This is a genomic window from Paenibacillus sp. FSL E2-8871 (genome assembly GCF_038000345.1).
Lineage (GTDB): Bacteria > Bacillota > Bacilli > Paenibacillales > Paenibacillaceae > Paenibacillus_AQ.
Window position 1 is genome coordinate 2,396,369 of record NZ_JBBOBV010000001.1, and the last position, 15,565, is coordinate 2,411,933.

Genomic DNA, 15,565 nt, shown 5'->3' on the forward strand with positions numbered 1-15,565 from the left:
ATTCTACGGGATTATTACCGTTCTTTTACCACATGTAGCTCAATTCCGCCGATTCTACGGGATTTTTACCGTTCATTTGCCACCTGTAGATCATTTCAGCTGATTCTACGGGATTTTCACCGTTCATTTGCCACATTTCAAACAAAAACGAGTGAAGTGTCTGCATCTAATATAAGTTGGTCTTAGGCGTGGCTAAATCGCTATTGGGTTACTGGCGACAGTAGGAGAAGGTGTTCGCACGATATTGTTGTAGCGGTATTGGATATAGTGATGTTGGTTGTGACGGTGTTAGTTGCAGAAGTGTTAGTTGTATCAGTGTTTTTGCGGCAGTTTTAGTTATAACAGTTTTGGTTGTGGCAGATTTAGTTGTGTCAGTGTTAGTTGTTTGTTTTTACCTGCTACTTCTTCGAAGCGAAGCCATCGAAACAGGCATGCCAAAAAGCGTTTGCGATAACTAGCAAACGCTTCTTCTGCCCTACCCCAGCGAGGTGATAAGGATAACGGAGGGGAATTTTGGAGCTGTAGAAACGAAGTGGTCGCCTTTGTTCTCAGATTCCAACCGCTAACGCGGTTTCAATCAAGGAATCTGAGAACAACAGCGATCGTAAGCCCAATATTCCCCGGAGTTAGCCCTTAATCACCACGCGACCACGCTGCTACTTCTTCGAAGAGTACTTCCGCATATCAAATGCGACTGCGGCTATAATAATCAAACCTTTGATAATCAACTGATAGTACGGGCTAATGCCAATAAAGGTCAGACCGTAGTTAATGAGAGTAAAGATGATAACCCCCACTAAAACACCCGGCACAGTACCGATACCCCCGGTTGTAGATACACCACCAACTACACAAGCTGCAATGGCATCAAGCTCATACATGTTACCGTAGTTATTAGTTGCTCCACCTGTTCTAGCAGCTTCCAGAACGCCTGCCAGACCATAAAGCGCACCAGCAATGGCATAGATGTAAATCAGGTTCTTGGAAACATCGATACCGGATACTTTAGCTGCCTGCATATTTCCGCCAATCGCATACATGTTCTTACCCAGCTTAGTTTTATTAAATACCACCCACACAATGGCGGCGACACCCAAGGCTATCAGCACGATATACGGGATTGAATATTGGCCGCTCCCGATGAAGCCCGAGCCGATCTTGGTGAAATCAGGACGCAGACCACCGATTGGCTGGGATTGGTTAGGATCCATATCGAAGTACAGGGAGTTCAGCCCGTACACGATGAGCATAGTCCCCAGGGTAGCGATAAATGGCGGAACGTGAAGCTTGGAAACGACAATACCATTTATAAGTCCACAGAGAAGACCCGCAACGATAGCAATAAGGATTGGAAGCCATACTTCCACTTGCGGAAGATCTGGAAAAAACCGACGGGAATAGTCTGGGATTTGCAGCATCGAAGCGGAGATAACCGCCGTAAAACCAACCACCCGTCCAGCGGACAAGTCAGTACCTGCCGTAATAAGGATAAAGGCAACCCCAAGCGCGATGATAACGCGTGTAGACGACTGAATCAGTACGTCACGCAGGGTGTTGATGGACATAAAGTTTGGATCATATATGATGATCCCCATAATCAGCAGTACCAGCACGATGTAAATTGCGTTTTGAGTCACAAAGGATTGAGCTTTTTTAACGTTCATTAGTAGTGATCCCCCTTAAAATTACGCAAGCATATTCTCCTATCCGTACTCCTTAATGCTGTGCAGCGAGACGCATAACTTCGGTTTCCGTAGCTTGCTCGCCTTCTAATATTCCTGTAAGTCGTCCTTCCGACATGACCATTACACGGTCAGACATTCCGAGCAGCTCCGGCATTTCAGAGGAGATCATAATGATACTTTTCCCTTGCTGGGCCAAGTCGGCAATTATGGAGTAAATCTCGAATTTAGCCCCTACGTCGATACCACGGGTCGGCTCGTCCAGAAGGAGGATTTCGGGCTCAGTAAGCAGCCATCTGGCGAGTAGCACCTTTTGCTGATTACCACCAGAAAGATTCATGATTAACGTTTTGGTTGTAGGTGTTTTAGTTCGTAATTTTTCAATCATTTTATCTACTTCAACTTTTTTCTTCTTGCTATTCAGCAAGAGGTACGGTTTTTGGTAACGATGGAGATTAGCAATCGCACCATTCTCATGGACAGATAAAACTGGGAAGATACCGGTTACACGACGCTCTTCGGTAAGCAAAGCCATTCCGTGTTTCTTAGCATCTTTCGGAGAATTGATAGTAACAACCTTGCCTTTAATAGAGATCGTTCCGGATTTCAAGGCTCGCAAACCGAACAACGCCTCAATTACTTCAGTTCTCTGGGCACCTACCAGACCCCCAACACCAAGGACCTCTCCACGTCTTAATTCGAAAGACACATCTTTAAAAGATCTTTCCTCCGGAGAGGTTAAGCCTTCCACTTTCATGTATACTTCACCAGGTACGTTGAAGCGTTCAGGGAAACGGCTGGTCAAATCGCGGCCCACCATTTTTGAAATGATAATATCTGTAGTTAATTCCGCCGCTGGCCAGGTTCCGAATTTTTTACCGTCACGCATAATAGTAACTTCGTCAGAGATTGCGAGAATCTCTTCCATTTTGTGAGATATATAGATAATAGCTACGCCTCTACTTCTGAGATCCCGTATGATCCGGAATAAATGTTCCACCTCCACACTGGTTAGGGAAGAAGTGGGTTCATCCATTACAATAACTCGGGAGTGAAAAGAGACAGCCTTCGCAATTTCAATGGATTGGATTTTGGATACGGAAAGCTTACCCACTAATGTTTCGGGATTCAGGTCGATATCCAGATCTTTAAACAAATTTTCTGTATCAGTGAACATTTTCTTATGGTCAATAAACTGAATCGGTCCGATTCCCTTCGTTGGAAAACGTCCTAGCCAGATATTCTCCATAACACTACGGAACGGCACGGGATGCAGCTCCTGGTGAATCATCGAAATACCACTTTTTAACGCATCATTTGAACTGCTGATAGAAGCCTTCTCGCCATCCAAAAAGATCTCACCGGCATCCGGTGAATAAATACCAAAAAGACATTTCATAAGTGTGGACTTACCTGCACCATTCTCACCCATAAGTGCATGCACCGAACCCGGTCTTACTTTTAAACTAACATCGTCCAGCGCTTTAACGCCGGGGAATTCTTTAGTAATGTTGTTCATTTCCAGCAAAAACTCAGCTTTTTCCATGTTGTTACGCCCCCTACGCTTTTTTTCTTTTTTATGAGAGGCACAGCGGTTCCATCCTGTTCCCTGCCTAAAAGAAATACCGAGGAGCGGTTATCCGCTCCCCGTGCTGTCATATGATCATGAGTAACTCTGTAGCCGAGGTTAATTACTTAGCGTCAGCTATGTTGTCTTTCGTAATCTTTTTGTAGGAAATCCATACGTATTGGTTGTCAGTGATATCAAAGCCTACATTATCTTTCGAAGGCGTTTCGCCTTTAGCAAGCAGAGCAGCAACTGTGATGGCAGCCTTACCTTGGTTATTCGCATCATTTAGCACCGTTCCAAGCATTGTTCCATCTTCCAGCGCTTGAATCGCAGGAGCAGTTGCATCCACACCTACTACCGGCATGAATTTGTCACCCGTAAAGTAGCCTGAGGCTTTCAGAGCTTCGATTGCACCGAGGGCCATATCATCGTTGTTAGCAAGAACCGCTTCAATTTTGTCGCCGTGGGAGCCAAGGAATGCCGCCATTTTTTCTTGTCCTTTTACGCGATCCCACATTGCTGTATCTTCAGCCAGCTTCTCTACCTTGATTCCTGCATCTTCGATAGCTTGAATAGAGTAAGTAGTACGAAGCTCAGCATCTTGGTGTCCTGGTTCACCTTTCAACATTACATATTGGAGAACTCCGTCGCCGTTCTTGTCCGCTTCAGGATGTGCTTTCCAGTAGTCAACAATCAGTTGGCCGGACATTGTACCGGACTCTTCTGCTTTCGCACCTACATAATAAACTTTATCCCATTTCTTCATATCTTCAGGAAGCGGTTCGCGGTTAAGGAATACCACTGGAATGTTTGCTGTTTTTGCTTTTTCGATAATGACGCCAGCAGCTGTACGGTCAACTGGGTTAATCAGCATCCCGTTATATTTTTTAGTGATGAATAAGTCAACCTTGTCATTTTGTGTGGGTTGTGAATTTTGGCTATCTACGATATCTACTGTAGCGATGCCTTTAGCGGCACTATCGATAGCGTTACGAACACCTGTCATAAAAGTATCGTCAAATTTGTAAATGGCGACCCCAACTTTAGGCGTTTCTGTTGTAGTGCCCGAGTTCTCAGTCTTTGGAGCGTTAGTTGCCTTGTCTGTAGCACTATCTGTAGTTTTGTTGTTGCCACCACAGCCTGTCAGAGCAGCACCCAGCAAAGCACTAGCTAATAGAACGGAAGTGATTTTTTTCATTATTCATTGACCTCCTATTTATACTTCTTTTTTTGTTTGCCCCTGATCGTCTCGGGTACATCCATATTATGCCTCACCTGAAAACGCTTGCGAATATAAAATCCTACTCATTACTATAAAAATTCTAATGAACCCAAGAAGAAATATAAGGATGATTTTCATTAAAAATTTATACTTTCTTATATTTTAAAATAAAAACGAATACCGCCCCATTCAAGGATGGTATCCGTTACACGAAACGTATAAGCATAAACGCCTTCGGCGCCTATTTTAAAACAGCTCCTATCTAACAAACGGAAATAACAGCTTTTGATTCTCTGGCCACAGCATATTGTCCAAATCAATTAGCTTTGTTCCTGTATCGACGCGTTCTGGTACATCGATTCCTTCGATCACTTCAACGGCATGTTTTACAGCCAAATACCCGTTGCTAAAAGGATTTTGGATCACTGTTGCTTGAACAGTACCGTCCTGCAGCAATTCCATCATGGAAGGAGAGCTATCAAAGGCTACCATTTTTATATTTTGCAGCCCCCGACTTTGGATAGCCATTGCCGCCCCCTGTGAAGCAGTCTCATTCAGGCTCGCGATTCCCCGAAGATTCGGATGCTTCAGCAGCATCAGTTGCGTAAGATCTTCTGCATCCTTAATACTGGAGGTCGTGTATGAAATCTCAACCACTTGTATATTCGGATAACGTGCAGTGTAATTTAAAAATCCCTTCTCCCGCTCCTCCGCGTCTCTTGCACCATACTCAATGCCGTTAGAAGACTCCAGCTTCTCACTCTGCGTTGAATTGGTGAAGTTAATAATGCCAACCTCGCCGTATCCTTTTAACAGCTTGATCAATCGTTCTGCAGATTTTTGACCCGCCTCATAGCCGTTCGAGCCAATATATGTCCTTACTCTTGCTGAACCTACTTCCGCATCTACGGATATGACAGGAATTTTGGAATACGCCGCCTGATCTACAACCTGAGCAAGCCCCATGTAACTACTTGCAGCTAAAATAATCACGTCTGCTTTTTCTTTTATGGAGTCCTGCACCATCTTCACCTGTTCTGTGATGTCACTCTCGGAGTCCGGAGCTTTGAAGGTTAGTTTGACGTTGAATTCCTGCGCTGCAGCTTCTGCTCCCAATTTAACCGTATTCCAGTAATCGCCCCTGTTCATTTTCACAATAAGATGAATATTACGGGTCTTATTTGTATTGATGTAATTGGGCGCTGAATTAAAACAAGAGGTAACTGTAGTCCATAACACCGCACACATTAACAAGGTTAGCCAAAAACGAAAGGTTTTCATGACGATGTCTCATCCTCCTTAAGCCCTTCATTGCCTTCGCCTTTTGCTAGTGCCGGGAAGATAAGGGTAACCGTAGTGCCTTCTTCAATTTCACTTTCAAAAGAAAGTCCATATTCACGGCCATAGTACAACTCAATACGCTCATTCACATTTCTTACGCCTACCCCCGAACCACTCATACTCTTACTACCGCCTGTCAAAATAACCTTCATAGTCTCCTTGGACATTCCTAATCCATTATCACTAATCCTTATAATGACAAGATTGTCCTTCAGTTCTGCTTGGATAGAGATAAAGCCTTCATCAGGCATCATTTCTATTCCGTGATACAAGGCATTCTCTACAATCGGCTGCAAAATCAGCTTAATCGTCTGACACTGCAGTACTTCATCTTGTGCAATGATCTCGTAGCGGAATTTATTTTTAAAACGAAAGCTCTGAATGACAAGATAATGACGAATATGATCAAGCTCTTCCTGCACGGTAATCATATTATTCCCTTTGCTTAGACTAATTCGGAAAAACTTAGATAAAGATTGAATCATTGTAACGACCTCCTCCGTCTTACCACGCTCAGCAAGCCGGATCACAGAGTTCAAAGTATTGTACAAAAAGTGTGGATTAATCTGGGATTGCAGAACTTCAAGCTCACCCTTACGTTTCGTCTCTTGTTCATAAATAATTTGATCCATCAATTGACGAATACGCTGTAGCATGAGGTTAAAGCGTTTAGACAACTGTTCTACCTCATAGGCGCCACTCACATCGATTCGAGTATTAAGATCCCCTTCTCCTACCTGCTGAAGTGTCCGTTCCAGCTTACGGATCGGGCGGGCAATTCGCGCAGACAAAACGACAGATACGATAATTACACATAAAATAACTACCGCTAAGAACCAGGATAAAAAGGTGTTCAGATCACGCTTGGTGGTCACGATCTCGTCATAATAAGCAACACCTACTATTTTCCACCCGGTCTGTTCTAACGTACGTACTGTAATAAATCGTTTTTCACCTGTAGACTCATCCAAATAGCTACGATAAGCATATTCCAATACCGGCTCCACATTCTCATACTTTAAACCAGCATAAATAAGCTGCTGCTGCGGATGATACACGATGTTGCCTAACTGATCGAGGATGTAAGCGTATCCTCTTTTACCAAGCTTAACCTGCTTACTCAGCTCGTCTATGGTGCGAAAGTTAAAATCCATCAGGAGGATACCCGTTTTTAGGACTCCATTTTCCTGATATTGAATGAGTTTACTGATCGACACAACCCAAATATATTGACCTTTAAACAAGTTCTGAATATGGGGCGCTGAATAGGAGATCTCAGATGTTCTTTTGGCCGTTGTAAACCAGCTCTGGGTTTCTAACTGTGTGTTGCTGCGCAACTTCTGTCCTGCTGTACCCACGACGTATTTCCCCTGTGGTGTAAAAACCGCAGCAGAAACCAGATCCTCTCTACTTCCCATTAACATGGCCATTCTTTCCATCAGTAAAGCGGAGTCCACAGAGGGACTATTCGTAATTTGATCTTCTGCAGTTTCAAAAATATTTCGCATTCCTTTTACATAAAGCTCCAAATTGTAGTTCACTTGCTCAATAATCTGCTGCATATTCATATTGGCATTCTCTTCTGCTGTCTTCGCAAACTTGTTATACAGCATAAGGCTGACAACGACGGCTACAAGAACGGCAACGGATGTAAAAGTGAGCGTAATCGTTACTTGAATACTACGCAGCTTAGAGGACAATCGACGTTTTCCCCCTGTTGGATGCTGCGGCCGCAGTCGAAAAGAATAGGGCTTTTCTTGCCGCATAACTACCCTCCTCTGGAGCTATTTTTATACTCTTTGGGAGACTGACCATATTTTTTACGGAAGCAAAAGCTGAAATAGTTAGGATCAGCAAAGCCAATTTTCTCGGCGATTTCAAAAGCCTTCAGTTCCGTGGAGCGTAAAAGTTCCTTCGCTGCCTCTAATCGGATTTGCAAGAGATAACTAACGAAAGTCATCTTCATTTCCTTCTTAAAAATACTGCTAAAATAACCCGTACTAATATGTAAATGCTGACAGACCTTTCCGATAGAAATATCCGATTCCTCATAATGGCTACGGATGTAATCTTTAGCTTCATCAATGAGCAGCTTATAGCTAGATTGGCGTTCTAAGGCAATAGAGTCCATTAGCCGGCTGCAGATCGTAATAATCCATTGCTTGGCTTCACTCATACTATTGAATTTATTCATCTCAGTTAATGAGGAAATGCCAGATCCAACGAACTTAGCAGCATCACTACCGGACTCTTTGGCTACACGCAGGATGGATGTAATAATCTCCAGCAAAAAAATCTGATAATCCTGAGTAGATACCTGCTCAGCATTCAATCCGCCAAATAACTCCTCCACGACCTCCTTAAGCTCCTGTACGGTTCCCATCTTAATCGTTCGGATTAAGGACTGCTGGGTCAATTCATCATAGGCCAAGAGTGTATTCGAACGTGACTCCACATCCTCGATCCAAATGACTCTGTTATTGCCAAGAATGAGACGATAATCTAACGCTTGCATAGCATCTCCAAAGGAGTTAAATAGCATAGCAGGCGAGTGACAAACCGTTCCAGAACCAGCGGTTATCGTTAGCTTAAGAAACCGCTGCACATTGTGGCGGATTTCTTCTAGAATTTCAAAAGTTTTCCCCGAAATTTCAGTTTCTTCTCCTGCATCACAAATGGAAAGAAGCACTACCTCATCACGATGGATAAACACCCTGCCAAAATTATGCTTATTACATAATTCTTCTGCAATATTCAGCACAGCGAAGAGCTGTAAATTTCTCTCTCCCGTATCTCGCAAAGAATTTTGCTTACCAGCGGTAAGGCTAACCGTTTCCCGCTCTGGACGAATATAATCCACACTAATTACCGAGGCTTGGAACCATTTCCCATGTAGATCTATTCCGTATTCCGAACTTTTCTCATCTATTTCATTCATTCGTAACTTGCGTGAAACTAGTGAAGATAAAAACTGCTCACGCAGCACAGGCAGACTTTTCCGATAATGCTCGCTGAGTACAAAAACATTCTCCTTCTCTGCAATTTCAGCCTCTATAGTGGCTCTGACCTTTAGCAGGACATCAATCAGCTCCTGTGAAGAAAACGGTTTCAAAATATACTCATCGATTTGCAGTTTAATCGCCTTCTGTGCATATTCAAATTCATCATACCCTGTCAGAATAATGATCTTGGTATTAGGATGCCGCTCGCGAATCCATTCCGCCAGCTGCAGCCCGTTCATAAAAGGCATTTGAATATCAGTCACAACTACATCCGGGAGCAAACGATCTATCGCATCCGCTGCCTCTCGTCCATTCTCCGCCTGTTCTACAATTTCGAAGCCATAGTGCTCCCAATCAATCTGACTGATGACCCCTTCCCTTACATCTTCTTCATCTTCAGCAAGTATTAACTTGTACATTTCTCATCCCTCTTTGGACACGATTTATTTAACTGTCATAAAATTCATTCTATATGATTCAAACTATTCCATCTATGGTTAAGTTATTTAAATAGATTTTGAGCAAAAAAAAACCATCCCGCCGTAGCTGGGATGGGGATGATCGGAACCTATAAGTATTATAGCAACGCTTTGTTAAAGCGATAACCTGCTGTCTTTTCGAAACCTAGATGACGATAAAAAGCATGTGCCGGTGCGCGTTCTACGCGGTTACCACTTCTCAAGAAGAGCTGACAGCAACCTTGCTCACGTGCCCATTCTTCAGCTGCGGCCACAAGTCTTTTACCGAGTCCGTTTCCTCTGAGTTCTTCTGATACGATAAGTGCAGTAATCTCAGTGATACAATCTGTCTGTTTGTAATACGAGATTACCTGTCTAAGACCGACCATTCCCACAACTTCATTGTTTAGTTCTGCAACAAGCGTGCATTGGAGATGGTTATTCTCCATGCTTTCAAGTCTCTCTTTCATCACGCTAAGCGTTGTTGGATAGCCGAATTCACGCAGAAGCGCTGTCACTCTCTCCAGATCATTCAAGCCGCATTTGCGAATTTCCAGTACAGGTGCCATGGTACTACTGTTCATCCTCATTTACCTCCACTTTTAGCATAGACGCTGCCTGCTTGGCTACCGTCCGCGCGATTTCCACATTTTCCGCCGCACTTAACGCTACAGCCATCCGCCGCCCTGGACGGACTTCTGGTTTACCAAACACCCGAACCTGAGTCCTAGGTAGTTCCAAAGCTTCACCAATTCCGGTCACAACAAAAGCTCGTCCTTCTCCTTCAGCCTTCAGCGTAGCTGAGGCACCTGGTGTCAGTAATTGTACTGACTGGACTGGAAAACCAAGAATAGCTCTGACATGCACTGCAAATTGAGATAAATCCTGCGTTGCCATCGTTACCATCCCCGTATCATGAGGTCTAGGGGACACTTCACTAAACAATACGCCTCGATCCGTCAAGAAAAGCTCCACTCCAAAAATACCAAAACCTCCGAGCTGATCGGTAACTGCCTTGGCAATAGACTGAGCTTCATCCAGAAGTTCCGCCTTCATAAAGTGAGGCTGCCATGATTCGACATAATCCCCGTCCTTCTGAATATGCCCAATAGGTGGACAAAATATCGTGCCAGACACGGACCGCACCGTTAAAAGTGTAATCTCGCTTTCAAAGGTAACGAATGCCTCTACGATAACACGAGTCCCTTTAGCTCTCGCTCCATCCAAAGCAGTGTTCCAGCATTCTTCTGCATCTTCAGGCCTTTTGCAAACACTCTGACCTTTGCCGGAAGAACTCATAATCGGCTTGATGACACAAGGAGTGCCTAGTTCTGCAACGGCTTGATGCAGTTCTTCCAGACTATCTGCAAAACGATAATCCGCTGTGGGCAATCCAAGTTCTTCAGCAGCAAGTCGGCGAATGCCTTCTCTGTCCATGGTCAGACGAGCCGCTCGTGCGGTCGGAACAACGAAGAAACCTTCCTCTTCAAGCTCTTGAAGAGCATGAGTAGCGATTGCTTCAATCTCCGGAACAATAATATCCGGTTTTTCTGAGCGAATAAGCGTTTTAAGCGCCTCTGCATCCAGCATATCAATAACATGTGAACGATGAGCTACACCCATCGCTGGTGCATCGCTATAACGGTCTACAGCTACGGTCTCTACGCCAAGACGTTGAGCTTCGATTATGACTTCCTTACCCAGTTCCCCGCTGCCCAGTAGCAGCAGCTTGCGGCTTTGAGCTGAAAAAGGAGCTCCCCACATTGTCGATTTCAACCTCTTTCGGCAAATTGACTATCTCGTTTCCATAAATTTCTGAAAACAAAACAGTTTCATTGTATATTTTCAGGCTTCTTTATTTTCATCCATCATACGCCAGATTGCAAGTGTTCTTCGACAATTTCCTACAAATTTCAAAGATTTTTGTCTAATCTATCAACAAAAGATTGTTCCAAGAGAGATAATTGGTGACCTAATTGACCCCAATGATCTGCGGATTCACCCCCTTTAAGGAGATCTAACATCGCTTTCTCTTGCTCCGCTAACCCTTCTTGTAGGCGTTCTTCAGCAACCTTTAATTCTCTGGTTATGCAATCGACATAATGCGCAAGCAATTTTTTCTTCTGATCTGCCGCCGCAACATTAACAGCTTCTTTTACAAGAGGCTCAGCCGCACCTTTGACTTGCTCCCGGCCAGCGCCTTCAAAGAAATAGCGAGGGGATTTGAAATGTCCCCATAAGGTTGGCCATTCCACGGACTGAAGCTGGCATTCCAGCTCACTAGGAGAAGGCCATGCTGCTTCTTCATTCTCCATCAGATGAAACTCTTGAGTAGAGAAAAACAGCTCAGTAGCAGCCGCTTCAGCCGCTTCATGAACAAGTCTACGCCCGGTACTTTCTAGTCGCAGCGTTGTCGCCCATAGCTCTTGCTCCAATTCACGCTTAGTGGTACGCATCAGCTCTGCACCACACGCAGCGAAGATAGCTTTTAAATTTCCTGCGTCCTCACGTAATAATGAGGGGTGGAAAGATTCCTGAAAATTTCTGGTGAAGGAGAAGCTAATTCGTTGACAGACATGATAGATCAGTTCCTCACCTTCATGAACAAGATCTCTGCTAGGACGTTCTTCGGTCTCCAATAGGGAAAGTCTCTTCATAGCTAGCTGACGACGTTCTTGCATTTCTTTTAATCCTGCTTCACGCTCGTTTGCCGCCATGGAAGCGAGATTCTGCCACTCTTCCGCCCTGCGGCGAACAGATGCGATGCTCTCTGCAGCTGCGTTAAGTGAAAGCTGAGGAAGTTCATCTCCCGCAAAGCTTGATAAGGCTTGCTCAAAATGATGGAAACGGGAAGCCTCATAGCGTTCATAATCATGCTGAGTTTTACCTTCCAGAGCAAGCAAGCTAGAGAGTGCATAAATTCTCGGCGAGCGTAGGCCGCCTGCACGTAAATTTTGAGCAACATGTTCTCGTACCTCTTCCAATTCATCTTCGCCTGAAGCAAGATCAGAAGCGTTGATAATAAAGAACATTTTATCAAGTGCAAAGCTATCTTTAATTCGGCCTAGCTGCGCAAGCAGACCTCGATCTGCTTTTGAAAAGGCGTGGTTGTAATAGGTAACAAAACAAATCGCGTCTGCGTTTTTCATGTAATTAAAGGTTACGCCTGTATGACGAGCATGCAATGAGTCGGCTCCTGGTGTATCCACGAGTACAATTCCGCTTTCGGTCAATGGACAGGCATAATACAAATCAATCCCTTGCACAAAACAGGCTCGGGTCTCCTCCGCTACAAGGCCTCGGTATTCTTCTAAATCAACCGTTCGCACCGTTCCCAGCAAGGGCTCAGCTTCTGCCCAGCCAGCCGCTGCTGCCCTTAGAAATCCAGCATGTGGCAACGCAGAGGGATGAACTCCCCTAGCAGGCAAGCTTGCTAGAACTGTTGTCCATGAGTTTTGCTGTGGTTCTCCTAGTTGCAGCACACTGAAGGAATGGCAGATGTCATCCCAGAAATCTGCCATGGTCTTCATTGTGACAACCGCGCTGGCATGGCGGAAGTCACCTTCCGGCGCCAATATGCGGTTGACCGCAGCCGTGGCAGGATGTGGAGACACGGGCAGCACTTCTTCGCCGAGCAAAGCGTTGGCGAAGGAGGACTTACCCGCGCTGAATGCACCGAACAGCGCGAGGGTAAAGCGGCCGCCGGCGAGATCCTCCGCCCGTGCGGCCAGACTCCGCGCCGCCGATGCCATCGCTGGCTCGCGGCGCAGCAGCTCTGCCGCAGCCGCTAGCGCGTCAGCGGCTGCCGATAGCCGGCGGCGGCCGCCCGCCGGCGAAGCCGTGCCCGCCGCCCAATTTGCGGCGGCGGCACTTCCAGCCGCGGCGTTTTGCGGCGGCTGGACCTCCCGCGGTGCGGCACTCTGCGCGGCACCACGCGGGGTTATCCTCACCTCCGGCAGGATGCCGGGGGTGAGGGGCCGGCGCGGCGGCAGAAGCGCCGCGAGCTCGTGCGCGCGGGCAGCTGCCGCGCGGTCTAGCGCGGCTAGCGCCTCAATGGCGCGCGCCTGCCGCGCAAGAGCCTGTTCGCGGCGCTGGAGTACGGCTCGCTGCTCCTCCATGAGCGGCGGCAGCTTCGCTAACAGCTCATCGCTCACCGCTAACGCGGCACGGCGGAACTGGCTCTTAATTTCAGCCGCAAGTGTGCGGCAGAAATTGAGCAGCGCCTCGCCGCTATACCCCGTTCCCGGCTTAACTGCAGCCGCCAGCCACTCCTGGCTCACCGCCGGGAATCCTTGCTTCAGAGTCGTCTCCGCCTCCTCCTCCCACAGCCCGAGATTCTCCGCCCAATCACGTACCAGCTGAATCAAATGCCATTCCAGCTGAGCGGAAACCTCTCGGGTCAACAGTCCTTGCCAGACTGCCAGTCGTTTACTTTGTTCCTTCTCCCGCCGTGCAGCCGTAGAGAATAACCCTAATCGAAACGTAGGGCTAGCACTTTCCATATAGCTTCCCGACGCCTCTCTTACATCTGCAGGCATTAGATTAGCATTATTAAGTAAGGTGTCTAGGCCAGTTCGCAAACTCGCTCGTGACTGCTGAGGCAACGCCTCAAGTCGTTCCTTCTCTTCTTCGAGTGACTTCAGTTCATTCGTCACTGTCTCAGCATTCGTACCTTCTAGTTCTTCAAGAAGAGCAGCTCTTTCCTCCTGCTGATCTTCACGGAATGCAGTTAGAGAAGAATCCGCTGTATGATGAATGGAACGAGACAAGCTATATTGAAGCAGCTGCTCCTTTTGTTCCAACAGTTCGGTTATAAGGCTGAGTAGATGATCCCAATGATTAAGAGGATGCTCTTTCTTTTTGAGAGAGGTGAATAGAATTCCCGCACAATGAATCCCCCATTGTTCAAAAGCATTTTCAAGTTGACGTTTATATTCCTCAATGGAAATCTCTTGTTCCCTGTGCTTGTCGATCTGATTAACAATCAGATACAAAGGTTTACCCCAGTCACTAAGATTTTTAGCAAAGGCCAAATTATTCTCTGACTGTACATGGTTATAATCCATTACATAAAATACGACATCAGCTAAATGCAGCGCAGACCGGGTGGCCGCCTGATGACCATCATCCGTCGAATCTACACCAGGTGTATCCAATAGTACGCCATCCTTGCCTAGCAGTGGTATCTCATTCCACACTTCAATTGCGGAATATTCACCACCATTTCGACAGTATTCTTGTAATCTTTCTGGAGTTGTCTCTATAGGAGCAGGATCATTTTTACTTCCTTCAACTCTAGGATAAATAAGCACTCGTGGAACTCCACTGCGAATAGAGACAATATTCGCACTAGTCGGCACAGGTCCAGAAGGCAGCACTGAACTGCCGCAAAGAAGATTGATCATACTGGATTTTCCTGCCGAAAAATGTCCGCAAAAAGCAAGGGTCAGCTCATTCCCACCCTCTTTATGTTGTAAATCTTCATATATACGTTCAGAGCCTTCATCACCCCAGCGATGCATTAATCCACGCAACTGGAAAAGCAGCGATGCCGTTTCACTTAATGTCTCTTTCTCGATTCTAACCTGTTCCGCTCTCACTGACTCTCCACCTCCACTGTTACCATCTAATCATGCTTTGAATATAACCCATTCAAGAATACGATATCAGACTCATTTTTAAAATATAAGAAAGTAAAAGCTTCACATTATCCTTATATTTCTCACATAAACGCTTACCGTCCTTATAAGGACGCCGAAGACGTTTATGCTTATGCAATGTTTATACAGGTGTAATTTCTGTGATGTCACGCAGAACCTTTTTTATAAATAATAATTACAGTTTATCACCAGTTTGACACAAATTAAATACACACTACTTACAAAATAACCTATCATCTCTTACGAAATGAGGTTATTCAAACATCTTTCTGCTTTTTCGCTAGAAAAGTAAGAAGCAAAAAAGGAGCCAACCCTAGAGCCGACTCCTTTTATCACTTCTAAATTTATGCAGTTTCCGAAACAGGCAACAGTATTTCGAATACTTTTCCGTGTTGCAGAATAGTCAAACCACGAGATTTATCTCTCATTACAACAACCTCGGGTTTCACTGACATACGCTCAAAATAGTGTTCAGGAACGTCACCGGAATGACTGATCGTGATACCTTCTACTTCTTGCTCTTCGTTCTCTTCAAGTGGGCTTTCCACTACGCGATCAAAAATATCCGAGAACACTTCAAAATTATCTGTGTATACAGAAATGCATTTCATCTCTATCCCATCCTCTTCT

Annotated in this window: 10 protein-coding genes; all 10 read right to left on the bottom strand. The window is 45.4% G+C overall.

The annotated features are described in order from the left end of the window. Positions 1-656: 656 nt before the first annotated feature. Positions 657-1,664, bottom strand: a complete 1,008-nt coding sequence (gene mglC, locus NYE25_RS11045) for a galactose/methyl galactoside ABC transporter permease MglC (protein ID WP_339266122.1) — start codon at positions 1,662-1,664, stop codon at positions 657-659. Positions 1,665-1,716: 52 nt separating this feature from the next. Then, positions 1,717-3,228, bottom strand: a complete 1,512-nt coding sequence (locus tag NYE25_RS11050; RefSeq protein WP_341145925.1) for a sugar ABC transporter ATP-binding protein — start codon at positions 3,226-3,228, stop codon at positions 1,717-1,719. Between the two features lie 145 nt (positions 3,229-3,373). After that, positions 3,374-4,450: a galactose ABC transporter substrate-binding protein gene (locus NYE25_RS11055; protein ID WP_143764073.1), complete on the bottom strand. Its 1,077-nt coding sequence runs from the start codon at positions 4,448-4,450 to the stop codon at positions 3,374-3,376. 282 nt (positions 4,451-4,732) lie between these two features. Further along, a complete protein-coding gene (locus NYE25_RS11060) occupies positions 4,733-5,755 on the bottom strand; it encodes a substrate-binding domain-containing protein (protein ID WP_076284597.1) in 1,023 nt (340 codons plus the stop codon). Beyond that, a complete protein-coding gene (locus NYE25_RS11065) occupies positions 5,752-7,581 on the bottom strand; it encodes a sensor histidine kinase (protein ID WP_341052796.1) in 1,830 nt (609 codons plus the stop codon). The genes NYE25_RS11060 and NYE25_RS11065 overlap by 4 nt, the downstream gene beginning before the upstream one ends. Before the next feature lie 2 nt (positions 7,582-7,583). After that, positions 7,584-9,236 carry a response regulator gene (locus NYE25_RS11070; protein WP_341145926.1) on the bottom strand — a complete coding sequence of 551 codons (1,653 nt, stop codon included), beginning with the start codon at positions 9,234-9,236 and terminating at the stop codon, positions 7,584-7,586. A gap of 158 nt (positions 9,237-9,394) precedes the next feature. Beyond that, a complete protein-coding gene (locus NYE25_RS11075; RefSeq protein ID WP_231573317.1) occupies positions 9,395-9,859 on the bottom strand; it encodes a GNAT family N-acetyltransferase in 465 nt (154 codons plus the stop codon). Next, positions 9,849-11,039, bottom strand: a complete 1,191-nt coding sequence (gene purT / locus NYE25_RS11080) for a formate-dependent phosphoribosylglycinamide formyltransferase (RefSeq protein WP_076299596.1) — start codon at positions 11,037-11,039, stop codon at positions 9,849-9,851. The genes NYE25_RS11075 and purT overlap by 11 nt, the downstream gene beginning before the upstream one ends. Positions 11,040-11,188: 149 nt before the next feature. After that, the gene (locus NYE25_RS11085; RefSeq protein ID WP_341145927.1) at positions 11,189-14,875 is read right to left on the bottom strand and encodes a dynamin family protein; all 3,687 of its coding nucleotides are present in this window, start codon (positions 14,873-14,875) and stop codon (positions 11,189-11,191) included. Positions 14,876-15,279: 404 nt separating this feature from the next. Beyond that, positions 15,280-15,546, bottom strand: a complete 267-nt coding sequence (locus NYE25_RS11090; protein ID WP_042129455.1) for a hypothetical protein — start codon at positions 15,544-15,546, stop codon at positions 15,280-15,282. Between the last annotated feature and the right edge of the window lie 19 nt (positions 15,547-15,565).